The organism is Kitasatospora sp. NPDC036934 (assembly GCF_055608425.1).
The window spans coordinates 1-23517 of sequence record NZ_JBVJQR010000050.1; the positions used below are offsets into that span (position 1 = coordinate 1).

Below are 23517 nucleotides of genomic sequence, written 5' to 3' on the forward strand. Positions count from 1 at the left end.
GCCCGCGAGGTCTACCGCGCCCTGACCAGCACACCCACCACACAAATCACTCAAACCGACCTCGCCCCTGCGGCTTGACAGCCATAGGAGCATCCGCCGCCACCACCCGATCGCCCACTCGCCACCCGCCCACGACGCCCCCGTACACCGCCCTCGCCCACTTCCTCCGGCCCGCCCCGCCGCCTGCGATCACGACCGGGTGCCCGCCGCCGCCCGGGTGCTCAGCGCGATGTACCAGCACGCGCGGGGCCGGGCCTCCAAGGTCGCCGGGCTCCTGGCACTGATCGAGGCGCTGCTGGCCGGTCCCGAGCTGGAGGCCCTCCGTCTGCCCTGGGCGCCCTGACCGTCCGCGGCCGGTGAGCCTGGCGGGAATCGTCACCTCCGTGTCCTTGCCGCCAACCGGGCCCGCGGCCAGGCTGGAGGGGTGACCAGCCCGCGCATCGTCTTCGCCGTCTTCCCGGACTTCCAGATCCTCGACCTGACCGGCCCCCATGAGGTGTTCACCCAGGCGGGGCGGCTGACCGGGGGCGTCGTCATCGACACCGTGGCCGCCACGCCCGGTCCGGTGCCGGCCAGCGGCGGTCTCGCCGTCTCCCCGACCCGGACGACCGACGAGTTCGACGCGGCCGACCACCCGGTGGACACCCTCATCGCCGTCGGCGGTGCGGGTGTCCACCGGGCCTGCGAGGACAGCCGGTTCGTCGACTGGTTCACCCGCACCGCCCGCCGCTCCCGGCGTACCGCCTCGGTGTGCAGCGGCGCCTTCCTGCTGGGCGCCGCCGGGCTGCTCGACGGGCGGCGCGCGGTCACCCACTGGTCGTGCTGCGCCCGGCTGGCCGAGCTCCACCCGCTGGCCACCGTCGACCCCGACCCGATCTTCGTCCGCGACGGCGAGCTGTGGACCTCGGCCGGGATCACCGCCGGTCTGGACCTCGCGCTCGCCATGGCCGAGGCCGACCACGGCCCGGAGGTCTCCCGCACGATCGCCCGCCACCTGGTGATGTTCGTCCAACGCCCGGGCGGCCAGGCGCAGTTCAGCGCCCAACTGTCCGCCCAGCGACCGGAACGGGCGCCGCTGCGCGAGATCCTCGCCTGGATCGCCGACCACCCCGACTCCGACCTCGGCGTGCCCGCCCTGGCCGCCCGTGCCGCGATGAGCGAACGGAACTTCACCCGGATCTTCCGGGCCGAGACCGGCCGTACCCCCGCCTCGTACGTCGAGAGCGTCCGGATCGAGGCCGCCCGGCGGCTGCTGGAGACGACGGCCGCCACCCTCGAATCCGTCGCCCACTCCTGCGGCTTCGGCACCGTCGAAACCCTGCACCGCGGCTTCAAGCGCACCCTGCACGTCACCCCCGGCGAGTACCGCCGGCGCTTCTCCGCCCACCCCGTCCACGCCTGAAAGGCCCGCCCATGCGCATCGTCATCCCGCTCTTCGACGGATTCACCGCACTCGACGCCGTCGGCCCGTACGAGGTTCTCCGGATGCTGCCGGAGGCCGAGGTCCTCTTCGCCGCCGCCGCTCCGGGCGTCCACACCGACGGCGACGGCTCGCTCGGGCTCCTCGCCACCGCCTCCTTCACCGACGTCACGGCGGCCGATGTCCTACTCGTCCCCGGTGGCCCGGGCGCCCGCCGCGGGCTCACCGACCGGCCGCTGCTGGACTGGATCCGCCGCATCGACGCCACCAGCACCTGGACCACCTCGGTCTGCACCGGCTCCCTGCTGCTCGGCGCGGCCGGCCTGCTCGACGGCCTGGCGGCCACCACCCACTGGAGCGCCGTCGACACCCTGGAGTCCTTCGGCGCCACCTACACGGCGCAGCGGGTCGTGGAGCAGCCCGGCGGCATCGTCACCGCCGCCGGTGTGTCCTCGGGCATCGACATGGCGCTGCGGCTGGCCGAACTGATCGCCGGCCGGCTGCCCGCCGAGGCCTTCCAGCTCGCCATCGAGTACGACCCCCAGCCGCCCTTCGACTCGGGCTCCTACGCCAAGGCCTCCCCGGAGGCGAAGGAGTACCTGGCACACCGTCCGCACCGCTCCGCCGCGCGACCGCAGGGCCGTCCGTAAATCGGTTGAACGCCGGCCGGGGGGCCGCCAGTCTTGCCCGGTGACTCTGGACCTGGCCCCCTACGACCTGACGTGGGCAGACGTGGACCCCGCCCGCCACGCCTTCGACCACGACGACGCCGACCGGGTGGTCCGCGCGCTCGGCCCGGCCCACCGGGCGCCCGCCCGGCCCGACTTCTCCGTCCTCGACCCCGCGTCATCCGCCTGGCGCACGGACGTGGCCACCCCGTGGACCGACGCGATGTCCCACGCGCTGGCGCGGCACTACGGCCGGTGGGCGCTGGGCTGGCGCTGGTCGGTCGGCGAGGCGGACTTCGACGGCGGGCCGGTCGGCTCCTGGTGCTGCACCTCGCACTCGATCTCCACCCCGGAGGAGACGGTCGAACGGGTCGTCGCCTCGCTGTGCGAGTGGCGCGACTGGCTGGAGCTGCTCGCCGGCCGGTTCGAGGCGTACCCGCTGGATCCCCCCGACATCGACGGCCAGCGGATCCTCTGGGAGCGTGCCGTCCGGAACCTGATCCAGCAGGTGAGCGACTTCACCGGTCACGAGAGCGCCTGGTACGGGCACTGCGCACTCGTGCTCACCTGGTTCCTCGAGCGCTGGGGATTCGAACCGGTGGCCGCCGAGCGGCTGGTCCGGCAGGCGATCGGCGGCCGGTTCAAGAGCTGGACCGCCCCGGACCTGGTGCTGATCGACGACGTCGCCGAGCGGATCGCGCGCTCGCTGCGCCCGGAGGACAGCGGCACCCGGCCGGACGGCCCCGCCCCGGACCACCTGGCGGACTGGCTCGCCGTACGGGGGGCCGTCGCCTGGCCCGAACCGGCCGCGGCGGCCGCGGGCGGACCGGTGACCCCGGCCCGCGACGGCGCCGCCGGGTCCATCCGCGCCTTCGACGGCGCCATCGACCCCGCCCGGGCGAACGGCCTGCTGGCCGCGCTCGAACTGCTGCGCGCCGACGCCGCCCGCGGTGCGGGCCTCGACTTCGAGCTGATCCGGCGCTGGCAGCAGCGCGTCCTGGACGCCCCGCAGCCGCCGGGGTTCCGCACCCTGCCCGCCTTCGCCAAGGAGGGCCGGGAGCGTTACGGCGTCGGACCGGACACCCGGGCCCGGTTCGACACCTGCCTGGCCGAGAGCGCGCCGTCCGGCGAGCGCCCCCTCCCGCTGACCGCCCGCGCCGCCCGCGCCTACCTGGACGTGTGCTTCTTCCACCCCTTCGACGACGGCAACGCGCGCTGCGCCCTCCTCGCCCTGGTCTTCGTCCTGGCCCGCGAGGGCGTCGCGCTGGACAGCGTCGACCACCTGCGCCGGATCAGCTACCGCGCTGCCGACCCGTCGGCCCCGGTGTTCCTCGCCGACTTCCTCAACTCCCACCTCGCGGAGACCCGCCGCCGGGCGGCCTGAGCGCCCCCGCCGGTGCGCACCGGCCCTTTCAGCGGTACCAGGACCGGATCGCCGCCGCGCTCTCCCGCACATCGGCGTGCCCGGCGCGGATCCGGGCGGCCAGCTCGACGGCCTCCTTGGGCTCGGCGGTCACGATCACCCCGGAGGCGCTCAGGTAGGAGGCGGCGACCACGGCGGCGAAGTGCTCGTTGGCGGACTCCAGCGCCGGGACCCGGATCAGCTGGTGCATCAGCGCGGCCGCGCGCTGGTGCACGGCGCCGTACACCGGCACGTCCATGACCTCGTCGGCGTGCCTGGCCACGGCCGCGGCCAGGGTGCCGTAGTCGGCGACGTCCGGGTCGCTCGGCAGGAACTGGTGGGCGATGTCGAGCAGCCACACCCGGTCGATCCGCAGGATCACGCCGCGTCCGCCGCGGTGTCGCGGGTGCTGCGCGGGTAGGGGCCGAACTCCTCCTCGAAGGCGGGCCCCCAGGCCTGGGCGAAGTGGGCGGCGGCGGTCAGGAACCGCTCGCGCCGCTCGTCCGCCTCCTCCGCCAGCACCCTGCGGGCGTAGTCCGGCAGGCTCATCCCGGCGGCCTCCGCGCGCTGCTCCAGGGCCTCGTGCACGGCGTCGTCCAGTCGGACGTTCAGCTGCTTCATGGCGGTGAGCGTAGCTCCCGCTACCGCCTGCTACAAGGCGGCCGTGCGGCCTCAGAACACCGGTGGCCGCCCCAGCCGGGCCATCCGCCACACCGTGGCCCAGCGGATCGGGCGGCGCGGCGGGCACGGGGTGCGGACGCCCTCCAGGAAGCCGGCGCACCACGCCCGCAGCCCGGCCGCCGGCGGGCGTCGGCTCACCGTGTAAAGCGTCCAGGAGGCCAGGTAGAGCGGCACCAGCGGGGCCGGCAGGTGACGCTTGGCCAGCCAGACGCGGTTGCGGGCGGTCCGGCGGTAGTAGCCGGCGTGCCGGGCGGGGTCGGTGCGCGGGTGCCGGAGCAGCAGATCGGCGCGGTAGTGCACGGCCCAGCCGGCGTCGAGGACGCGCCAGGCGAGGTCGGTCTCCTCGTGCGCGTAGAAGAACTGCGCGCAGAACTCGCCCACTTGTGCGAAGACGTCCATCCGGATGGCATGGCCGCCGCCCAGGAAGCCGGTGACCTCCCCGGAGCGCAGCGGGTCGGCGGCGCCGAGGCGCGGGACGTGCCGGCGCTGGGTGTGTCCGGTCTCGTCGGCGATCCGGAAACCGACCACGCCGAGCCGCGGGTCGTCCTCGAAGGCCTCCCGGACCAGCCGGAAGGTGTCGCTGCGGGGCAGCAGTCCGTCGTCGTCCAGGTTCACCACGACGTCCACGCCACCGAGGCGGCGCAGCCGTTCGACACCGGCGTTGCGGCCGCCTGGGATGCCCAGGTTCTCCGGGAGTTCCACCGCGTGCACCCAGGACGGGAGTTCGGGCAGCCGGACGCCCTGGCCGAGGACCACGACCGTCGCGCCGCCGCCTTCCTGCGCGGCCACCGAGTCGAGCAGCGCGCGCAGTTCCCGCGGCCGGTCGCCCATCGTCAGCACCACCACGCCCAGTGTCACGCCCATCCGCCGCCGCTTCCTATCCGCCGTTCTCCACCCGGACCGCCCCGACCACCCGGACCTCCAGCGCGGGCCAGTGCGCCGCCCACCGGCTCAGCCGCTCCGCGTCCACCGGGCCCTGCGGGAGCAACGAGGCATCCGGGTGGAAGGTCACGCGGGTGCCGGTGGTCCCGTCCGGCTCGACCGGCTCCAGGCCGGTGACCGGCAGGCCGTGCTCGTAGCGCTGGGTCCAGGCACCGTTGAGCCGGCGGTTGGTGTGCAGCAGTCGGGTGCTGAGCGCCGCGACCACGGACATGCCCCGGCGCGGGTACCCGTCCGGGAGCGGTTCCGCCTCCGGGTGGTCGAAGAAGCGCAGGTCCTTGGTCGCCATGACCGGCTTCTTCACCACCTCGCCGCGCTCGTCGACCCTGGTGTCGGTGCCCCGCCCGTCGTCCCGGACGGAGACCGCACCGTCGGCGTGCAGGGTGACGACGCACCGGCCGCCCCCGCGCGCGTCCGCCTCGTCGGCGGCGTACGCCAGCACCTCGAGCGCCAGGTGCGCCGCCCCGCCGGGTGCGAAGCGCGCCGCGTCGGCCCGGATCCCTGCCAGGTGCTCACCGTCCACGGCGGCGGCCCAGTCATGCGTGGTGTTGGTCCAGGTGCCCCTGCCGGTTCCGTCCATCCGCAGAGTATGCGTCACCGATGCCACACAGATGGAGCGGGGCCGCCCACGCGAGGGGGCCGAACGTTCCGAACCCACCGGTCGGACCGGATCCGGTTACGGCGCACGCCCCACCGTTCCCGCTCCTCGTCCGTCCGATCACCTCACCCCGTACCCGGACCGACGAGCACGATCGGGCGGACAGTTCCCGGCTCCCGAACCGGCCTCCTTCACGACCGTCGGCCCACCGGGACCGTGGTGCACGGGGACCGGCGAGATTCCGCTTGCGGACTTACCGACGTCTGTCGGATTGCCGACCTCAAGCGGGCTGCACGGTCCTTCCCTACCTTTGGACGGGGGGTGGACCGAGTTGTCCGCCATGTTGCGCCACTGCTCGGCTGCGACGCCCTGCATGAGCCGGTCGTTCAGGAAACCCGGGGGCCAGCAGGTCCGCTCGTTGGCCTCCGCTCCGGAGAGCGAGGCGATGACGGTCGTGTCGCTCCAGCTGAAATCCGCGTCCTGGAGCAAGGCCCCTTCGAGGTTGGCTCCGCTGAGCTCGGCCGCCGTCACACGCGCTCCGATTAGGTTCGCGTTCCTGAGGTCCGCGCCGGTGAAATCAGCTCCCCGGAGATCGGCGTCACGGAATTCGAAGCCGCTGAGATCCTGGTGCTTGAAGTCCGCGTCCCGCAGGACCTTGCCGCTGAAGTTCAGTCCCTTGATCGAGTGAGCATGCGAGTCGAACCCTGGGATCACAGAGGCGATCGCCACATCCGCCCGCCAGGCCGCCACCTCTTCGGACTTCCCGATGGCCTGCTGGAGGAACATCACCGAGAGCCCGACCGCGAAACCAGCGATCAAACCGCCCCCCACCCCGGAGAGCACACTGCTCTCGGCCTGCTTCTCCCCCGTCAGGGCGGGGTGGGCTGCAAGCCGCCAGGCGAGAACCGCAAGGAAGAATCCCGCGAGAACCAGGATTCCTACCAGAATCCATTGCCAAGGGCTGATTCCAGGCATGGGAGACCACAATCTGCGCACGTCACAGTCGAGTTCCGCCGACTGCCTATCGGGGCACGAAGCGCACCCGTACAGGCCCCATCTCCACCAATACCAGTCCACGCCAGGCCCCGCCACCGCAGGCCGGTCGGCTCGGCCGCCCCGGCACTTCCACGAGCACAGGCGTGCCGAGGGAAAGCGCCACAGCCAGGCCGTCCTCGCGCCGGTCACGTCGACGAGCGGACGTCCCACGAGCCCTGATCCATGACGGGAAGTACTACGAGCAAGCGCTCTTTCTCACGTCAAGGACTTGACGGCGTCGTCAGGAAGTGACCAGGCGGCGGCCGCTGATCTCGGCCGGGCGGATCCGCACCCAGCGGGACCGGTCGCCGCCCGCCCAGGGGGCCGCGCCGGGCAGGCCGTCCAGGCGCTGGAGTTCCTCCGGGTCGTCCACGTAGCGGGCCCTGCCGACGGCGAGCACGCTCCAGCCCCGGCCCAGGTACTCGTCGATGCGGTCGACCTGGAAGGACACCTCCGCGCCCGGTTCCGGGGCGGTGCCGGCGCGTTCGCCGGTGCGGTAGGCGAAGGAGGCCCGGTCGACCACGTAGTTGACGGGGTAGACGGCCGGGCCCGGGTGCACCGGCAGGGCGATCCGGCCGATCCCGTGGGTGCCGACCAGCTCCCAGCACTCGGCGCCGGTCAGGCCGAGCAGCCGGGGCCGCGGGCCGGGCGCGCCCTGGCCGGGCGGGGCGTCGGCGCGGCCCTCCAGGAGTTCCTCCCGGCTGGCGCCGAGGGCGGCGGCGATCCGCACGAAGCCGCCGGGGTCGAACTCGGGCCCGGCTTCGAGCAGATGGCGCAGGTACTGGGGGGCCATCGCCGCCTGGTGGGCCAGGGCGTCCTCGGTGAGGCCGAGCCGCTCCCGGCGTTCGGCGATGCGGTGGGCCACGGCGGTGGAGTCGGGATCGGAGGTCTCGTGCACGGTGGTGGCTCCTCGGCTCGCCAAGGGGGCCCGGACCGGTGTCCGGGCGGTGACCAGGCCGGATACATCCAAGCGTCCGACTCGCGCCAAGTCGAGGAACAGCAGGGCCCCGTGCGTGTCGACGGCCGCCGCTGGTGGCGGGGACCCCGACCTCGATCCCCCCATCCGCCGCCTGCGATCATCCCCCTGACGCGGAATCATGTCCGCTTCGTTCAACGGGGAACAACGGGGAAGAAGGAGAAACATCCGTGATCGTCGTGACGGGCGCCACCGGTACGGTCGGGTCGAAGGTCGTCGTGGGGCTGCGGGAGCGTGGCCAGGAGGTGCGGGCGCTGGTGCGCGCCGGGTCCGCAGGCCCGGCCGAGTGGGACGCCGAGGTCGAGCGGGTCGCCGCCGACTTCACCGACCCGGCGTCGCTGGACGCCGCCCTGGACGGGGCCGACACCGTCTACCTGCTGGTCGCCGTGCACCCGGAGATGGCCCGGCACGAGCAGAACGTGATCGACGCCGCCGTCCGCACCGGCCGCCGCCCGCGGATCGTGCTGCACGCCGCCGCGGGCATCGAGTACCGGCCCGAGGACGTGCGCTTCGTCGGCGCCCACCTGGCGGGCCTGGACCACCTGAAGGCCTCCGGCCTGCCGTGGACGGTCCTCGGCCCGAACGGCTTCTACCAGAACTTCCTGGGCACGGCCCCGACCGTCAAGGCCGGCCACCTGGCCGTGCCCGGCGGCGAGGGCGCGGTGTCGTACGTGGACGCCCGGGACGTCGCGGCGGCCGCGGTCGAGGTGCTGGCGACCGAAGGCCACGAGGGCGCGGCCTACACCCTGACCGGCCCGGCCGCGCTCACCCACGGCGAGCTGGCCGAGCAGCTGGGCACCGCCGCCGGCCACCCGGTCGCGTACGCCGCGCTCACCCCCGAGGTGGCCCTGGACGGCCTGCTCAACCTGGGCTGGGACCCGTGGCGCGCGGAGGGCATGGTCGAGTTGTACGGGCTGTACGCGTCCGGTCAGGCCTCGGCGGTGACTTCGGACATCGAGAAGCTGACCGGCCGTCCGCCGCGCTCCTTCGCCGAGTTCGCCGCCGAGCACGCGGACGCCTTCCGCGCCTGATCCGGTGCCGCCCGGGGCGGATTCGGGGCGGACCACCGCCCCGGCCCCGCCCCGCAGTCGTCCCGGTCCGTCGACGCTGCGTCAAGATCCCCCCGCACACGCCTTACCGTGCGCTCCGGCCGGGCGCATACTGTGCTGCGCGCGGCGAGCGCCCGGCGACAGGGCCATCCCGGACCCGGCCCGGCCGCACCGCGACGGGGAGAAGGTAGAACAGGCGTGGCAGTACTCGTGATCGTCGTCGTGGTCGTCCTGCTGTGGCTGATGACCGGCGTGCGGGTGGTGCAGCAGTACGAGCGCGGCGTGGTGTTCCGGCTGGGCAAGGTGCGCGGCCAGGTCCGCGAGCCGGGGCTGACGTTGCTGGTGCCGGTGGTCGACAAGATGCGCAAGGTCAACGTCCAGGTGGTCACCATGCCGGTGCCCGCCCAGGAGGGCATCACCAAGGACAACGTCTCGGTGAGCGTCGACGCGGTGCTGTACTTCCGCGTGGTCGAGCCGATCCGGGCCACCGTGGACGTGCAGAACTACGGCTTCGCGATGCTGCAGGTCGCCCAGACCTCGCTGCGCTCGATCATCGGCAAGAGCGAGCTGGACGACCTGCTGTCCGGCCGGGAGAACCTCCACCACGGCCTGGAGGTCATGCTGGAGAGCCCGGCGACCGGCTGGGGCGTGCACATCGACCGGGTGGAGATCAAGGACGTCAGCCTGCCCGACTCCATGAAGCGCTCGATGGCCCGCCAGGCCGAGGCGGACCGGGAGCGCCGGGCCCGTATCATCACCGCGGACGGCGAGTTCCAGGCCGCCGCCAAGCTCGCCCAGGCGGCGAGCAAGATGGCCGACACCCCGGCCGCGATGCAGCTGCGCATGCTGCAGACGGTGGTCGAGGTCGCGGCCGAGAAGAACTCGACGCTGGTGCTGCCGTTCCCGGTGGAGCTGCTGCGCTTCTTCGAGGCCTCCACCGCCCGGATCACCGAGGGCGCGACCGCGCCCGAACCCGCCGAGGCCCCGGCCGTCCCGCCGCAGGGCGGCGCACCCACCGTCCAGGCCGACGACAGGTGACGTCCGGCCGGCCCGGGAAGTTCCCGGGCCGGCCATAGGTCAGCTCTATGACGTCATAGATCGGAACCGCCTACACCTCCGCGCGCGCAGCCGGTTGGCTGCAAGGGTCCAGACCACTATGGCCCGTCCTCGAACTCCTGTCCGCGGGAGTTCGAGGACAGGCCGCAGGTCCGCTGCGCCCGCCCGGAGGATTCGCCCGCATGACCCGCTCGATCCGAGTCGCCATCGTCGGAGCCGGCCCCGCCGGGATCTACGCCGCCGACGCCCTGCTCAAGTCCGACGCCGCCCAGGCGCCCGGCGTCTCGATCGACCTGTTCGAGCGGATGCCCGCGCCGTTCGGCCTGATCCGCTACGGCGTGGCCCCCGACCACCCGCGGATCAAGGGCATCGTCACCGCCCTGCACCAGGTCCTGGACAAGCCCCAGGTCCGGCTGTTCGGCAACGTCGACTACCCGACCGACCTCACCCTGGACGACCTGCACCGCCACTACGACGCCGTGGTCTTCTCCACCGGCGCGATGGCCGACCGCGCGCTCGACCTGCCCGGCATCGACCTGGACGGCTCCTACGGCGCCGCCGACTTCGTCTCCTGGTACGACGGCCACCCGGACGTCCCGCGCACCTGGCCGCTGGAGGCCGAGAAGGTCGCCGTCCTCGGCGTCGGCAACGTCGCCCTGGACGTCGCCCGGATCCTCGCCAAGACCGCCGACGAGCTGCTGCCCACCGAGATCCCCCCGAACGTGTACGAGGGCCTGAAGGCCAACCGCGCCGTCGAGGTCCACGTCTTCGGCCGCCGCGGCCCCGCCCAGGCCAAGTTCAGCCCGATGGAGCTGCGCGAGCTCGACCACTCGCCCACCATCGAGGTCATCGTCAACCCCGAGGACATCGAGTACGACGAGGGCTCGATAGCCGAGCGCCGCGCCGTCAAGCACGTCGACCTGGTCGCCGCGACCGTCGAGAACTGGGCGATCCGTGACGTCGGCGACCGCCCCCACCGGGTGTACCTGCACTTCTTCGAGTCCCCGGTCGAGGTCCTCGGCGAGGACGGCAAGGTCGTCGGCCTGCGCACCGAGCGCACCGAGCTGGACGGCACCGGCAACGTGCGCGGCACCGGGCGGCACACCGACTGGGACGTCCAGTCGGTCTACCGCGCCGTCGGCTACTACTCCGACGAACTGCCCAAGCTGCCCTTCGACCCGGTCTCCGGCACCGTCCCGCACCAGGCCGGCCGGGTCCTGGACGGCGACGGCTCGCACGTCCCCGCCGTGTACGTCACCGGGTGGATCAAGCGCGGCCCGGTCGGCCTGATCGGCCACACCAAGGGCGACGCCAACGAGACCGTCACCTGCCTGCTGGAGGACCACGCCAGCGGCCGGCTGCCCGGCGCCGCCGAGCCCGACCCGGCGGCCATCGAGGAGCACCTGCGCGCCCGCGGCGTCCGGTTCACCACCTGGGACGGCTGGAAGCAGCTCGACGCCCACGAGCGCGAGCTCGGCCGGGCCGAGGACCGCGAGCGCGTCAAGGTGGTCGAGCGCGAGGAAATGCTCCGCAACAGCGGGGCCTGAGTCCCGGCCTCCGGGACTGGACCGCAGGCTCCGGGCCCGCGCCCGGCGACGGGGCCCGGTTCAGGCCCGGACCACCGGCAGCAGCACCTCGTCGACGATCGCCTCCGGGTCGAGCTCCACGGCGCCTCCGCCGCACATCTTGATCCGGTACAGCATCAGCGCCGGCACCACGTCGGTGACCAGCGGGGTGACCGCCCCGGGGCGCACCTCGCCCCGGGCGGTGCCCCGGTCGAGCACCTCGGCGATCAGCGCGGTGGTGGGCTCGACCACCCGCTGCTGCACCAGCTCCAGGAAGACCCTGGCGCGCTGGTGATCGATCTCGCTCATGATCGCGCGGACGGCGGCGCCCAGTTCGCTGAACATCGCGGTGCGCAGCCCGGTCACCACCTCCAGGAGGTCCCCGCGCAGGCTGCCGGTGTCGGGAGCCGGCCGGGCCGGGGGCAGGCCGGCCCGTAGCGCGTCCATCACCAGTTCCTCCTTGGAGGACCAGCGCCGGTAGAGGGCGGCCTTGCCGGTCTGCGCGGCGGCCGCCACGCCCTCCATGGTGAGCCGGGCGTAGCCGTCGGTGGTCAGCTGCTTGAGGGTCGCCCCGTAGATCGCGCTCTCCAGCGCCTCACCGCGCCGGCGGACCGGGGCGGTCGCCGCCGCCGCGCGCACGGTGCCGCCCTGCGTGGTCCGGGCTTCAGCGGTCATGGCCGCACACCTCCAGGGGTTCCCTGTTCACCAGGCCTACGGCCAATGTTAGTGAACGAACCCGTTCCCTCCCAAGGACCCCGCACGACCGGCCTCCGGGGCGCCGCCGCACCCGGGGGGCCGCAGGGGTCGGCGCGGCGGTCCGCCCGGTGCGGTCGGGATCCCGCCCGTTCAGGTGACTCCCGGGCGGTGCGGGCCGGGGCGCCGGAGGTGGTTCCGCTACCAACGAGGGACCACCCGCCCCACCGAAAGGCAGCCCCACCATGGCCGTCCCCACCACCTTCGACCGGAGCGCGACCGGCTACAGCCTCGCCCACGCCTACAACCTGGCCAAGGCCGCCGACCTCGCCTACCAGGACGAGGCCACCATCGACCGGCAGGCCCGCGACTGGGGCTTCGACACGGTGCGCCACCACGAGACCCGCTTCACCCCGCCGTTCCCGCTCCAGGACACCCAGGCCTACACCATGGCGAGCGACCGGATGATCGTCGTCGCCTTCCGCGGCACCGAACCCAAGGAACTGCGCGACTGGCTCACCGACTCCACCACCCCGCCCTGGCCCGGCCCCGGCGGCACCGGCTACGTCCACTACGGCTTCGCCGAGGCCCTGGAGTCCGTCTTCCCCGACGTCCGCAAGGCCGTTTCCGAACTGCGCACCGGCGACCAGACCGTCTGGTTCACCGGCCACAGCCTCGGCGGCGCCCTCGCCATGCTCGCCGCCGCCCGCCTCGCCCTGGAGGACCCCCGGCTGACGGCCGACGGCGTGTACACCTTCGGCCAGCCCCGCACCTGCGACCGGCTCCTCACCGCCGCCTACAACAAGGCGCTCAAAGGCCGCAGCCACCGCTTCGTCAACAACAACGACGTCGTCGCCCAGCTGCCGCCCGAGCCGGCCTTCACCCACATCGAGGCCCTGCACTTCATCGACTCCTCGGGCACCATCCAGCAGGGCTCCGGCGGCCTCGTCGCCGGCGTCGTCAACCGCGCCAAGGGCCTCGGCTCGGCCGCCTTCGAGCCCACCGGCGAAGGCATCCGCGACCACCTCATGCGCAACTACCTCGCGGCCCTGGAGAAGAACCTGTGACCGGCGGCCGCTGATCCTCGACGTTGCAGGGGCCGACTCCCACCGCGGGTGTCGGCCCCTGCAACACGTCTGCGGGAGAGCCGGGTTAACCGGCCCCGCTGCTCCGTCCGCAGCTCGGCCGCGCTGCCCGTCCGGGCCCGCCGCGCCCTTCTCACGCCGGACCGGCCGCGGCCGGCACGCGGACGGCACGCCGTGCGAGGCGGGCCGCCCCCGGCGAGACTCGGTCGCAGGACGGCGGCGGGACGGCCTCGGCGGCGATCTCGACCATCTTCGGCAGCCCGCTGGTGGCGGCGGTGATGATGATCGAGGCGGCCGGGCTGGGGGCCCGCAGCTGGTGGCGCTGGTCCTGCCCTGCCTGCTCGCCAGCGGTATCGGCGCCTTGGTGTTCACCGGTTTCGGGCACTGGACCGGGCTGGCCACCGGCGCGCTGTCGCTGCCGCACGTGCCCGCGTCCGCCACGCCGGACCCCGGTGACTTCCTGTGGGGCGCGCCGCTGGCCGTCGCGGTCACGGTGGTCTGTGTGGCGGGGCAGGCGCTGGGCCGACGGGTCAAGGCTTTCACCGGCGGCACCGGCGCCCGGCGGACCGCCCTGCGCACCGTCGGCTGCGCGGTCGCGGTCGGCGGCTGCATCGCCGCCTACGCGCTGATCACCGGCCGCTCGCCGGAGGAGGCCGCGCTCTCCGGCCAGGCCACCCTGGGCGCGCTCGCGGCCAGCCCGGCCGCCTGGCCGGTGGGCGCGCTGCTCGCGCTGGTGCTGTGCAAGACGCTCGGCTGGGGCATCGCGCTGGGCAGCCTGCGCGGTGGCCCGATCTTCCCCTCCGTCCTGATCGGTGCCGCCCTCGGGGTGGCCTGCGCGCCGCTGCCGGGCCTGGGCACCGCGCCGGCGCTGGCCGCCGGGCTGGCCGCCTCCTGCACGGCGGTGACCAGGCTGCCGGTCACCAGCACCGTGCTGGCCGCGATGCTACTGGGCGGGCAGGCGGCGAACGCGATGCCGCTGCTGATCGTCGCCGGGGTCACGGCCTTCCTCACCGCCGAGCTGCTGCACGGACGGACCCGGCACACCCGGAGGACCCCGGCACCGGCACGGGTCGACCGGGCCTGACACCCCCGTCCGGCGGGCTTGTCAACGTTCGGTGCCATCGGTACCCGCACGGGGGACGGCAGGTGAACAAACGCCGATTCCCCTGTGCCCCGCCCGCCCCGTGAGCGATAACGGAGGTGCACCTGCCCGCCCCACCCGAGGAACCGCCCGATGCCGATCAGCAACTACGGCGTGCTCGCCGCCACCGCCGTCGACCGGCGCCGCGAGGGCGCCACCGGCACCCCGCACTACCAGATCCACCTGCGCGACGCCGCCGGCACCGACTACCGCGCGGCCGTCAACGTGCTGTCCCAGCAGGCCCCTTCGAACCTGCTCTACCTGGCGGACGAGGACTTCCGGCACCCGGTCACCGCGCTGCTCCCGGCCGCCGGCAGCGGCTGGACGGCGCTGGACTCCCGACCGGGCACGGCGAGCCTGGACTTCGTCCGGGGCAAGCTCTTCGACCGCACCGCGATGCACGTCCTGCCACCCGACCTGCCGGGCCCCGGCAACGACCTCGCCGACCTGCTGGACCGCTACGTGCAGCGCGCGATCGCCGACCGGAGCGCCGCCCTGTACGTGTTCGGCCAGCGCTTCGGGCCCGAACCCGGCGTCCCGGACAAGGTGTTCGGCTTCCTGCCCGGCAACGGCGTGCACGACGTCCACATGAACCAGGGAAACAGCGGCCAGTTCCGCAAGGACGACGGGGTGTACCAGGACGGCGGCCTGCTGATCCACCTGCCGGCCGAGAACCGCTGGACGGCGGTGTTCCTCGCCTTCCAGTCGCAGTCCTGGCACACCGACGACCGCACCGGCCACGCCCTGCCGGTCTCCGTCCCGCACCCCGCCCGGGAGCCGGAGCAGAGCCCCAGCAGCCAGGCGTAGCACGGCGGTCGGGTGCCCGGGGCCGGCGGCCGGTTCACTTCGCGATCGGCGGATTGGGCCGGGTCAGCCCCCGGTCGTAGGCGAAGATCACCGCCTGGACCCGGTCCCGGGCGCTGATCTTCGACAGCACCCGGCTGACGTGGGTCTTGACGGTGGATTCGGCCAGCACCAGCCGCTGGGCGATCTCGCTGTTGGTCCAGCCCCGGGCGATGGCCACCAGGATCTCCCGCTCGCGCTCGGTCAGCGCCTCCAGCCGAGGGTCCTCCACGGGCGCCGCGCCGGCCGGGCGGACCGGCAGATGGTGGGCGTAGGCGTCGAGCAGCCGCCGGGTGATCGCGGGGGCCACCACGGCGTCGCCCTCGGCGACGGCCTGGATCCCGGCCAGCAGTTCCTCCGGCCGCGCGTCCTTCAGCAGGAAGCCGCTGGCCCCGGCGCGCAGCGCGGCGTGGGCGTACTCGTCGAGGTCGAACGTGGTGAGGACCAGGATGCGCGAGCGCCCGCCCCCGGCGACGATCCGGCGGGTGGCCTCGATGCCGTCCATGCCGGGCATCCGGATGTCCATCAGGACGACGTCCGGCCGCAGGTCGGCGGTGAGCCGGACGGCCTCGGTGCCGTGCGCGGCCTCGCCGACCACCTCGGTGTCGGGCTGGCTCTCCAGCAGCATCCGGAAGCCGTAGCGCTGGAGTGGCTGGTCGTCCACGATGAGGACGGTGGTCACGGGTGGCCGCCTGTCGAGTCGGGGGTGAGGTCCAGGACGGCCTCCACGGTCCATCCTGCCCCAGGGCCGGGGCCCGCCGTGACCGTCCCGCCGTACAGGGCCGCGCGTTCGCGCATCCCGGCCAGGCCGTGCCCCTCGCCGTCGGGGCGCACCGGGCGGGCGCCGCCGGGCGGGCCGCTGTCCTGGACGCGCACCCGCAGCCGGGTGGCGTCGGCGGTCAGGCTGACGTGCGCACGGGTGTCCGGGCCGGCGTGCTTGAGGGTGTTGGTGAGCGCCTCCTGGACGATCCGGTAGGCCATCAGCTGGACGCCGCGGTCCAGTCGGTCCGGGTCGCCGCCGACGGTGTACACCACCTGGGGGCCGGCGGCGCGGATCCGGGCGCACAGCCCGTCGAGGTCGGCGATTCCGGGCTGCGGGTTGAACTCGGCCTCCTGGTCGGCCTGGTCGCGCAGCACGCCGAGCATCCGGCGCAGTTCGCCGAGCGCCTGCCGGCTGGTCTCGCCGATCAGCTGTAGGGCCTCCCGGCCGCGCTCGGGGGAGGCCTGGGCGGCGTAGGCGCCGCCGTCGGCCAGAGTGACGATGACGGACAGGTTGTGGCCGATGATGTCGTGCATCTCCCGGGCCACCCGGGTGCGTTCGGTGGCCGTGGCGAGCCGGCTGCGCTGGTCGCGCTCGATCTCCAGCCGGGCGGCGCGCTCGCGCAGCCCGGCCAGCTGGGCGCGCCGGATGCGCACCGCGATGCCCAGGGCGACGGCCGCGGTGGCGGCGCTGACCAGGAAGAACAGCGCGTCCCCGACCGGCAACCCGCCGCCGGAGACCTCGACCGCGACGAGCGCCATCGCGCCGGCCATCGCCACGCAGGACCACGCCAGGTGCCGCAGCCGGCCGTGCAGCGCCAGACTGTAGAGCGCCACTAGCAGGGCGGCGTCGGCGCGCAGGCCCACGCCCAGCGACCACTGCAGCACGAACACCGCCATGATCGCCGCGAAGGCCGCGGCGGGCCGCCGGCGGCGCCACAGCAGCGGCACCACCAGGCCCGCCTGGAGGGCCAGGGTGGCCGGCAGCGGCGGCCGGACCAGGTTGATCCGGTGCTCGTGCGGGCCGCCCTCGCCGTGGCCCGAGAGCCCGCCGTGGCCGGGGACGAGGTCGGGCAGGCAGAACACCAGGAACGCCGCGACCACCACGGCCGCGTCCAGCACCCACGGGTGCCGGCGGTCGGCCTCGCGCAGCCGCTGGCCGATCCGGGCCAGCCGGCCGAACAGCGGGTGGCCGGACAGCGCGTCGCCGGCCGCCGACGGGCCCGCGGGGGTGGCGTGGTCGTCCTCGCTCACCGGTGGTTCTCCCTGCTGGTCGTACGAACGGAAACGGTGCGGCGCCGGTCTGCTCCGGCGCCGCACCGCGAGTGTCCCAGGCTCCGCCGGGCTCAGGCGTCCGAGCGCATCAGCCGTACGGCGGCGCCGGCGAGCGCGAGCACCGTCCAGCCGAGGAAGACCAGCAGGCCGGCCGTCGGCGAGAGGGTGGTCGAGTCGTGGTGCAGGGCGAACATCGCCTCACCGGCGTGGCTGGGCAGGTACGGGCTGATGTGGCTCTGCCAGGAGCTGGGCAGCAGCGCGGTCAGGCCCGGGATCAGCATCAGCGAGGCGACCAGGACGGCGATGCCGCCGGCCACCGAGCGCAGCAGCGCGCCGAGGGCGACCCCGATCACGCCGACCAGGCCGAGGTAGAGCCCGGCGCCCAGCAGGCCGCGCACCACGCCGGTGTCGGAGAGGGTCATCGCCGCGCGGGTGCCGGACAGGATGCCGCTGTCCGCCGAGAAGGTGGCGAACACCCCGACGGTGCCCAGCACCAGCGCGATCACGCCGTACACCGCCGCCTTGGACCACAGCACCGGCAGACGGCGCGGCACGGCGGCCAGGGTGGAGCGGATCATGCCGGTCGAGTACTCGCCGGCCGCGACCAGCACCCCGAGGACGCCGAGCGCCAGCTGGGCGAAGTTGGTGCCGAAGAGGGAGAGGCTGAGCGCGCTCGCTTGGGCGAAGTCACGGTCCATCGGGCGGCCGGAGGTGATCCGCGACTTGAACTGGAAGGCCGCGATCAGGCCGAAGGCGACCAGGAACAGCAGCGCCAGACCGAGGGTGATCCAGCTGGAGCGCAGCGACCACAGTTTGGCCCACTCCGAGCGCAGCACGCGCGCGGCCGTCACCTTGTAGGCGGGGCGCTCGGGGCGCGGCTCGGCGGCCGTGGAGGACGTCTGGCCGGGGGCGATCGTGGTCATGCCGCGCTCCTCTGGGTGTCGGCGGTGGTCGTGGTGCCGTGGTACTCGACGGCGTCCCGGGTGAGGTCCATGAAGGCCTCCTCCAGGGAGACCGTCCGGGGGGTCAGCTCGAACACCGCGATGCCCTGCTCGGCGGCGGTGAGCCCGATCTCCCGGGCCGTCCGCCCGGTGACCAGCAGTTCCTCCGAGCCGGAGCGGCCGGTGATCTCCACACCCGGTCCGGCGAGCGCGGAGCGCAGCCGGGCCGGGTCGGCGCTGGCGACCTTGACGACGTCGCCGCCGGCCTGCTGGACCAGCTCCTGCACGGTGGTGTCGGCCAGCAGCCTGCCCCGCCCGACGATGATCAGGTGGTCGGCGACCAGCGAGACCTCGCTCATCAGGTGGGAGGAGACGAAGACGGTGCGGCCCTCGGCGGCGAGCGAGGTGAGCAGGTTGCGGATCCACAGCACGCCCTCGGGGTCGAGCCCGTTGACCGGCTCGTCCAGCATCACTGTGGCCGGGTCGCCCAGCAGGGCGGCCGCGATGCCGAGCCGCTGGCCCATCCCGAGCGAGAACGCCCCGGCACGCTTGCGGGCCACCGACTGCAGGCCGGTCAGCTCGATGACCTCCTCGACCCGGCGGCGCGGGATGCCGTGGGTGTGGGCCTGGGCCATCAGGTGGTTGAAGGCGGAGCGGCCGGGGTGGATCGACTTGGCCTCCAGCAGCGCGCCCACCTCCTGCAGCGGCGCGGCGTGCTCGGCGTACCGGCGGCCGTTGACGCGCACCGAGCCGCTGGTGGGCGCGTCCAGTCCGACGATCATCCGCATGGTGGTCGACTTCCCCGCCCCGTTGGGCCCGAGGAATCCGGTCACCGCCCCCGGCCGGACCGTGAAGTCCAGCCCGTCCACGGCGGTCTTCTCCCCGTACCGCTTCGTCAGCTGGTGCGCCTCGATCATCGCTCGCCCTTACGTCCAGGGGCCGGGCCGTCCCGGCCGCCCACGGTTCCACGCTAGGGGCGGGCGCGGCCGGATCCGTGGCACCGCGGACTGATCATCGGACGGCGCGTAGTACCGCGGTACCACACCGTCGCCCTACCCGCGGAAACCCGCTTTCGCCGACCGCGCCGCCTGGCCGAGGATGGTGGGATGGACGATCGAACAGTGACCCTGCGTCAGATGACCCCGGCCGAGTACCAGTCGGCCACCGAGATCCGCGAGGCCGAGACCATCCAGGTCCTGACCGCGGCCGAACAGCTCGCCGCCCGGCTGGGCAGCACCGGCCTCGCGCTGAACGTCTTCGGCGGCAACGACGCGGCCATCGCCCTCTACCGCCGCAGCGGCTACGGCGTCTCGGCGATGTCCATGAGCAAGACCGTGCGCGGGTGACGGCCGCCGAGCCCTGCGCGGAGTGCGGCGCGCGCGGGTGTGCCGAGCTGTTCCACGGGCTGCTGGCGCTGGACCACTCCCGGGCGGAGCCGTGGGGTCCGCTGCACGGGGTGTCGGTGTCCTGTTTCCTGTTGCAGCACCCGGGCCGACTGCCCGGGGACGGCGGGGCGGGCGCCCGGGGGCTGCTGCGGGCGTACCTGGAGGGCGGGCTGCCGGCGGTGGAGCGGCTGGTCGGGCGAGCCCGGCGGGCGAACTCGCACAGGGTGACGGGCGGGGCGGGGCATCCCGGGCCCGGACCGACGCCGGAGCCCGAGCCCGAGCCGCCGACAACGCCGCTAGGCGGGTTCGCGGTGACGATCGAGCAGGTCGCGCTGGACCGGACGTTCCCGGCCGCCGGCTTCGCCGAGCGGGTGCGGGACTGGGCGGCGGCCACGCTGACGGCCTGGGGCGGCGACGGCGGGTAGCCGCCCCGGGACCGGGCCGGGACCGTGCGCGCCGCCCGGACCCGCACGACCCCGGTCGGGAACGGCATGGCCGGTGAGGAGCGGAAGACCCGCCCGGGCGTCACCGGCCGGGCGGGCGGCGGGGAACCGGCCGGACCGAGGGGCCCGGCCGCAGCACCCCCGCCCGTGACCCGTCAGTCCCCGGGGATCCGCAGCTCGCACCAGACCGCCTTGCCCGCACCCGCCGGGCGCCAGCCCCAGCGCAGCGCGAGGCGGCTCAGCAGGAACAGGCCGAGGCCGCCGTTCTCGCCCCTGCCGTCCGAGGGGCGCGGCAGCGGGGGGCACCGACTCGCGTCGCTGACCTCGATCCGCAGCCGGCCCGGGCAGCGCACCAGGATCAGCGCCCCGGGCGCGCCGGTGTGCCGGACGGCGTTGCCGACCAGCTCGGAGACCAGCAGGACGGCGTCGGCCACCACCAGGGGATCGGCCACGTCGGCCAGGAAGGCGGCGGTGCAGGACCGCGCCTCGGCGACCGCCCCCGGCCGGGTGGACAACGGCAGGCGGCGGGCCCACGGCTGCACCGAGGAGCATGACCGCGCGGACGCCAGGCCGCCGCCCATCCGACCGCACCTCCCTCGTCGCTGTCGTGCCCGGTCACCACCGGAACCCGCCACCCGGCCTCCGTCCGCGGTCGAGCCGGGGGCTCAGGGACCCACGCTCAGGGACCCACGCTCAGGGACCCACGCTCAGGGACCAGGCTCAGGGCCCGGTCCCCAGCACCCTCGGCTCAGTGCCCGAACAGGTGTCGACCGCGCCGCCCTTGCGGCTCGCGCGGGATGCCGGCGGCCCGGCCGCCCTGTTCGGCGGCACGCTCCTCCGGGCTCTCCGGCGGGGCGCCTCGGGCCTCCAGCGGCGTCGGCTCCACCGGCGCGGCCGGCTCCACCCGCCGGTCCCCGACGTACCCGGCGGTCCGCACCGGGCGCCGGGAGGCGCGCCGGGACGGCCGCATCATGGCGAGTCCCAGGCAGAAGACCAGGGCGAGGGCGAGGCCCGCGAGGAAGATCCCGAGGCTGTCGAGCTTCACGAGGTCGTTGCCTAGGATCGTCACCTGGTACTCCGGCCCGCCGCCGAGGTTGTCGGCGATCAGCAGCCCGGTGAAGGCACCGGAGGCCGCCAGCAGCAGAAGTCCTAGCAGCAGCATGGGGGTTCCCCTTCCGTCCCGTTCTCGGCCCCCCGCTACCAGGCCGCGCCTACCCGGCGGATCCCGTCCGTAACGTTCCGGCGGGTGCGGGTGGCCGAGCGGCGCTACTCGATCTGGACGGCGATCAGGCAGGTGTCGTCGTCGGTGTCGGCGGGGCTGAGGTAGAGCAGCCGGTCCAGGTAGCGCTCCAGGTCCGGGCCGGGCGCCCCGGCGGTCCGGATCAGCTGGTCGACGGACTCCTCCACCGGGCGGTCCCGCCGCTCGACCAGGCCGTCGGTGTAGAGCAGCAGCACGTCGCCGGTGGACAGTCGGGCGGTGTGCTCCTCGTACCGGGCGTCGTCCAGGGCGCCGAGCAGCACGCCGTGCGGCAGCGGCAGCACCTCGGCGCCGCCCGGTCCGATCAGGATCGGCGGCAGGTGGCCGGCCCGTGCCCAGCGCAGCCCGCCGCCGACCGGGTCGAGCAGCACGCACACGGCGGTGGCGGTGACCTGCCCCGGTTCGCGCAGGGCGACGGTGTTGGCCCACTCCAGCAGCCGGGCCGGGCCCGCGCCGGTGACGGCCAGGCCGCGCAGGGCGTGGCGCAGCGCGACCATGCCGGTGGCCGCGCCGACGCCGTGCCCGGCGACGTCGCCGACGGCGAGCAGCACGCGCTTGCCGGGCAGCGGCAGCACGTCGTACCAGTCGCCGCCGACCCGGTGACGTTCGGCGGCCGGACGGTAGCGCACGGCCGCCCGCAGGCCGGTCACCCCGAGCGGGGGCGGGGCGGCGGGCAGGATGGCCTGCTGGAGCCGCAGGGCCAGCTGGGCGCTTTCGGCCGTCTCCTGTTCGCTGTCGGCCAGTCGCGCCCGGGTGGCGCCGAGCGCGACCTCGGTGCGGTGCTGGGCGGAGACGTCGTGGTAGGCGCCGCGCAGCGCGACGAGCCGGCCCTCGTCGTCGAGGACGGGTTCGGCGATGACCCGGGTGTAGCGGTAGCCGCCGTCCGGGCGGGCCAGCCGGACCACCGCGGAAGAGGTGCGCCGGCGGTGCCGGACGGTGTCGACCAGGCGGCGCACGGCGGATTCGTCGTCCGGGTGGACGTGCCGGTCGAGGCGGCCCAGCGGGACGGGCGGCGCGGCGCCGGGCAGGCCGAAGAGTTCCCGCAGGCCTTCGCTCCAGCGGATCCGGTCGGAGTCGGCGCGCTCCTCGAAACCGGCGACCCGGGCCAGCCGCTGGGCCTGGCGCAGCAGCGCCGTCTGCTCGTCCTCGGCGGTCCGGTCCTCCTCCTGCCAGCCGACCAGGAGCCGCCCGCCGAGCGGGGCGACCGCCAGCCGTACGGTGGCGGGCCGGGCGAGCCGGCCGTCCTGGAAGTCCAGCCGCACTGGCTCGCCCGGCTGGGGGACACCGGTGCGGTGCGCGCGCAGCAGCCGGTCGAACAGGCCGGTGGCGCCGGGGACCGGGTAGGCCTCCAGGAGAGAGCCGCCCTCCAGCGCGTCCCGGGGGCGGCCGAGCGGGTCGCGGAACGCGGCGTTGACCCGCCGGATCGTGAAGTCGGTGACCTGCCCGGTGCGGATCACCGGTTCCAGCAGGAGCGCGGGGGTGAGCAGTCCTTCCAGCAGGACGTCGGCCTCGTCGGGCGCCGGGGGCTCGCCGACCGGACCGAGGAGGGTCGCGCAGAGTTCGGCCAGCGCGCGCAGCTGGTGGCGCTCGGACGGGCTGAGCGCGGGGGCGGGCCCGGTCCAGAGCACCTCCAGGGCGCCCTGGCACCGACCCCGGTCCAACAGCGGCAGGACCGCCCGGGCCGCCCCGGCGGCCACCGACGGTCCCCGGGCGGCCGGGTCGTACGGGTCGTCCGGCCACAGTTCCGCCGCGCCGACGACGACCTGCTGGGCCGGGGTGGCGATGCCCGGCGGCACCCGGCTCCAGGCCGTGGTCTCGGCGGCGGCGAGGCCGCTGTGCGCGGCGAGGGCGAGCGCGCCGCCCGGCAGGCGCTGCCAGACGGCGAGGGCCCGGACGCCCAGCGAGGCCTCCAGTTGCTCCAGCAGGCTGTCGGCGGCCCGCTGGAGGTCGTGGTCGGCGGCGACGGGGGCGGGCCCGCCGGCCGACGGCCCGGCGTGCGGCGCGGCCGGGCCGGCCGGCGCCGGGTCCGGCTGGACGGGCACCGGCCCGGGCAGGCCGACGATGTCGCCGGCCAGGGCGGCCACCGGGACGCCAGCCTCGCGCGCCAGCCGGGTCAGACGCGCGGCCGCCTCGGCGGGCAGGACGCCGAGGCGCTCGGTCAGGACGCCGGTGGCCAGGTCGACGACGGCCCCGGCCCGGGCCCCGGCCCGCAGCCGCTCGACGGTGTCCTGCAGCCGGCGGACGGTCGCCGCCAGGGCCACTGCCGTTTCGTCCCCGGTCTGCCGCTCGGCGGTCATGACGGGTC

The 23517-nt window shown here is 74.7% G+C and carries 27 protein-coding genes; 12 read left to right on the forward strand and 15 right to left on the reverse strand.

The annotated features are described in order from the left end of the window. Nucleotides 1–199 precede the first annotated feature (199 nt). From ACZ7BZ_RS37025 to ACZ7BZ_RS37040, 4 genes are all read left to right on the forward strand, one after another. Nucleotides 200–343 (forward strand): hypothetical protein, encoded by a 144-nt coding sequence (locus ACZ7BZ_RS37025; RefSeq protein ID WP_470362206.1) that lies wholly within the window; start codon nucleotides 200–202, stop codon nucleotides 341–343. Between the two features lie 81 nt (nucleotides 344–424). Continuing rightward, nucleotides 425–1402: a GlxA family transcriptional regulator gene (locus tag ACZ7BZ_RS37030; protein ID WP_470362207.1), complete on the forward strand. Its 978-nt coding sequence runs from the start codon at nucleotides 425–427 to the stop codon at nucleotides 1400–1402. An 11-nt stretch (nucleotides 1403–1413) separates the two neighbouring features. Then, nucleotides 1414–2070 carry a DJ-1/PfpI family protein gene (locus tag ACZ7BZ_RS37035; protein WP_470362208.1) on the forward strand — a complete coding sequence of 219 codons (657 nt, stop codon included), beginning with the start codon at nucleotides 1414–1416 and terminating at the stop codon, nucleotides 2068–2070. A 40-nt stretch (nucleotides 2071–2110) separates the two neighbouring features. Further along, a complete protein-coding gene (locus ACZ7BZ_RS37040) occupies nucleotides 2111–3472 on the forward strand; it encodes a Fic family protein (protein ID WP_470362209.1) in 1362 nt (453 codons plus the stop codon). 28 nt (nucleotides 3473–3500) lie between these two features. On the opposite strand, the gene ACZ7BZ_RS37045 is transcribed toward ACZ7BZ_RS37040, so the two are convergent. The 6 genes from ACZ7BZ_RS37045 to ACZ7BZ_RS37070 form a co-directional block, all read right to left on the reverse strand. Further along, on the reverse strand, nucleotides 3501–3872 hold the full coding sequence (locus ACZ7BZ_RS37045) for a fic family toxin-antitoxin system, toxin component (protein ID WP_470362210.1): 372 nt from the start codon (nucleotides 3870–3872) through the stop codon (nucleotides 3501–3503). Further along, entirely contained in the window at nucleotides 3869–4111 is a 243-nt protein-coding gene (locus ACZ7BZ_RS37050) for a plasmid mobilization protein (protein WP_380452044.1), read from the reverse strand. The genes ACZ7BZ_RS37045 and ACZ7BZ_RS37050 overlap by 4 nt, the downstream gene beginning before the upstream one ends. Nucleotides 4112–4162: 51 nt before the next feature. Further along, nucleotides 4163–5035, reverse strand: a complete 873-nt coding sequence (locus ACZ7BZ_RS37055; protein WP_470362211.1) for a glycosyltransferase family 2 protein — start codon at nucleotides 5033–5035, stop codon at nucleotides 4163–4165. A gap of 13 nt (nucleotides 5036–5048) precedes the next feature. Beyond that, complete coding sequence (locus ACZ7BZ_RS37060; protein ID WP_470362212.1) at nucleotides 5049–5690, reverse strand: ATP-binding protein; 642 nt, start codon at nucleotides 5688–5690, stop codon at nucleotides 5049–5051. A 138-nt stretch (nucleotides 5691–5828) separates the two neighbouring features. Then, on the reverse strand, nucleotides 5829–6683 hold the full coding sequence (locus ACZ7BZ_RS37065; RefSeq protein WP_470362213.1) for a pentapeptide repeat-containing protein: 855 nt from the start codon (nucleotides 6681–6683) through the stop codon (nucleotides 5829–5831). Nucleotides 6684–6984: 301 nt separating this feature from the next. Beyond that, nucleotides 6985–7641 carry a helix-turn-helix domain-containing protein gene (locus ACZ7BZ_RS37070; protein ID WP_470362214.1) on the reverse strand — a complete coding sequence of 219 codons (657 nt, stop codon included), beginning with the start codon at nucleotides 7639–7641 and terminating at the stop codon, nucleotides 6985–6987. Between the two features lie 248 nt (nucleotides 7642–7889). On the opposite strand from ACZ7BZ_RS37070, the gene ACZ7BZ_RS37075 reads away from it, so the two are divergent. The 3 genes from ACZ7BZ_RS37075 (at nucleotide 7890) to ACZ7BZ_RS37085 (ending at nucleotide 11371) form a co-directional block, all read left to right on the forward strand. Continuing rightward, the gene (locus ACZ7BZ_RS37075) at nucleotides 7890–8750 is read left to right on the forward strand and encodes an NAD(P)H-binding protein (RefSeq protein WP_470362215.1); all 861 of its coding nucleotides are present in this window, start codon (nucleotides 7890–7892) and stop codon (nucleotides 8748–8750) included. A gap of 261 nt (nucleotides 8751–9011) precedes the next feature. Continuing rightward, nucleotides 9012–9806 carry a slipin family protein gene (locus tag ACZ7BZ_RS37080; protein ID WP_470362236.1) on the forward strand — a complete coding sequence of 265 codons (795 nt, stop codon included), beginning with the start codon at nucleotides 9012–9014 and terminating at the stop codon, nucleotides 9804–9806. A 200-nt stretch (nucleotides 9807–10006) separates the two neighbouring features. Continuing rightward, a complete protein-coding gene (locus ACZ7BZ_RS37085; protein ID WP_470362216.1) occupies nucleotides 10007–11371 on the forward strand; it encodes an FAD-dependent oxidoreductase in 1365 nt (454 codons plus the stop codon). Between the two features lie 60 nt (nucleotides 11372–11431). On the opposite strand, the gene ACZ7BZ_RS37090 is transcribed toward ACZ7BZ_RS37085, so the two are convergent. Next, the gene (locus tag ACZ7BZ_RS37090; RefSeq protein WP_470362217.1) at nucleotides 11432–12064 is read right to left on the reverse strand and encodes a TetR-like C-terminal domain-containing protein; all 633 of its coding nucleotides are present in this window, start codon (nucleotides 12062–12064) and stop codon (nucleotides 11432–11434) included. Between the two features lie 263 nt (nucleotides 12065–12327). Between ACZ7BZ_RS37090 and ACZ7BZ_RS37095 the strand changes: the two genes are divergently transcribed. Further along, nucleotides 12328–13149: a lipase family protein gene (locus ACZ7BZ_RS37095; protein WP_470362218.1), complete on the forward strand. Its 822-nt coding sequence runs from the start codon at nucleotides 12328–12330 to the stop codon at nucleotides 13147–13149. A 151-nt stretch (nucleotides 13150–13300) separates the two neighbouring features. Here ACZ7BZ_RS37095 and ACZ7BZ_RS37100 read toward each other — a convergent pair whose 3' ends face one another. Continuing rightward, nucleotides 13301–13552, reverse strand: coding sequence for a hypothetical protein (locus ACZ7BZ_RS37100; RefSeq protein WP_470362219.1), 252 nt, complete (start codon nucleotides 13550–13552; stop codon nucleotides 13301–13303). On the opposite strand from ACZ7BZ_RS37100, the gene ACZ7BZ_RS37105 reads away from it, so the two are divergent. Together ACZ7BZ_RS37105 and ACZ7BZ_RS37110 are read left to right on the forward strand one after the other, a co-directional pair. Further along, the gene (locus tag ACZ7BZ_RS37105; RefSeq protein ID WP_470362220.1) at nucleotides 13532–14251 is read left to right on the forward strand and encodes a hypothetical protein; all 720 of its coding nucleotides are present in this window, start codon (nucleotides 13532–13534) and stop codon (nucleotides 14249–14251) included. The two genes, ACZ7BZ_RS37100 and ACZ7BZ_RS37105, sit on opposite strands and share 21 nt — an antisense overlap. Nucleotides 14252–14401: 150 nt before the next feature. Beyond that, nucleotides 14402–15115 carry a DUF2278 family protein gene (locus ACZ7BZ_RS37110; protein WP_470362221.1) on the forward strand — a complete coding sequence of 238 codons (714 nt, stop codon included), beginning with the start codon at nucleotides 14402–14404 and terminating at the stop codon, nucleotides 15113–15115. A gap of 34 nt (nucleotides 15116–15149) precedes the next feature. Here the strand turns inward: ACZ7BZ_RS37110 and ACZ7BZ_RS37115 are convergent, their stop codons facing one another. The 4 genes from ACZ7BZ_RS37115 to ACZ7BZ_RS37130 form a co-directional block, all read right to left on the reverse strand. Continuing rightward, nucleotides 15150–15833, reverse strand: coding sequence for a response regulator (locus ACZ7BZ_RS37115; RefSeq protein ID WP_470362222.1), 684 nt, complete (start codon nucleotides 15831–15833; stop codon nucleotides 15150–15152). Further along, complete coding sequence (locus tag ACZ7BZ_RS37120; protein ID WP_470362223.1) at nucleotides 15830–17164, reverse strand: sensor histidine kinase; 1335 nt, start codon at nucleotides 17162–17164, stop codon at nucleotides 15830–15832. Before ACZ7BZ_RS37120 ends, ACZ7BZ_RS37115 begins: the two co-directional genes overlap by 4 nt. A gap of 92 nt (nucleotides 17165–17256) precedes the next feature. Then, the gene (locus ACZ7BZ_RS37125; RefSeq protein WP_470362224.1) at nucleotides 17257–18108 is read right to left on the reverse strand and encodes an ABC-2 transporter permease; all 852 of its coding nucleotides are present in this window, start codon (nucleotides 18106–18108) and stop codon (nucleotides 17257–17259) included. Further along, the gene (locus ACZ7BZ_RS37130) at nucleotides 18105–19043 is read right to left on the reverse strand and encodes an ABC transporter ATP-binding protein (RefSeq protein WP_470362225.1); all 939 of its coding nucleotides are present in this window, start codon (nucleotides 19041–19043) and stop codon (nucleotides 18105–18107) included. The genes ACZ7BZ_RS37125 and ACZ7BZ_RS37130 overlap by 4 nt, the downstream gene beginning before the upstream one ends. A 189-nt stretch (nucleotides 19044–19232) precedes the next feature. On the opposite strand from ACZ7BZ_RS37130, the gene ACZ7BZ_RS37135 reads away from it, so the two are divergent. Both ACZ7BZ_RS37135 and ACZ7BZ_RS37140 read left to right on the forward strand, forming a co-directional pair. Continuing rightward, on the forward strand, nucleotides 19233–19472 hold the full coding sequence (locus ACZ7BZ_RS37135; protein ID WP_470362226.1) for an N-acetyltransferase: 240 nt from the start codon (nucleotides 19233–19235) through the stop codon (nucleotides 19470–19472). Continuing rightward, nucleotides 19469–19936, forward strand: a complete 468-nt coding sequence (locus ACZ7BZ_RS37140) for a DUF5946 family protein (RefSeq protein WP_470362227.1) — start codon at nucleotides 19469–19471, stop codon at nucleotides 19934–19936. Before ACZ7BZ_RS37135 ends, ACZ7BZ_RS37140 begins: the two co-directional genes overlap by 4 nt. 173 nt (nucleotides 19937–20109) lie before the next feature. Here the strand turns inward: ACZ7BZ_RS37140 and ACZ7BZ_RS37145 are convergent, their stop codons facing one another. From ACZ7BZ_RS37145 to ACZ7BZ_RS37155, 3 genes are all read right to left on the reverse strand, one after another. Then, complete coding sequence (locus ACZ7BZ_RS37145) at nucleotides 20110–20535, reverse strand: ATP-binding protein (RefSeq protein WP_380452091.1); 426 nt, start codon at nucleotides 20533–20535, stop codon at nucleotides 20110–20112. Between the two features lie 167 nt (nucleotides 20536–20702). Next, complete coding sequence (locus ACZ7BZ_RS37150) at nucleotides 20703–21116, reverse strand: hypothetical protein (protein WP_470362228.1); 414 nt, start codon at nucleotides 21114–21116, stop codon at nucleotides 20703–20705. Nucleotides 21117–21220: 104 nt separating this feature from the next. After that, nucleotides 21221–23509 carry a SpoIIE family protein phosphatase gene (locus ACZ7BZ_RS37155; RefSeq protein ID WP_470362229.1) on the reverse strand — a complete coding sequence of 763 codons (2289 nt, stop codon included), beginning with the start codon at nucleotides 23507–23509 and terminating at the stop codon, nucleotides 21221–21223. Nucleotides 23510–23517: the final 8 nt, after the last annotated feature.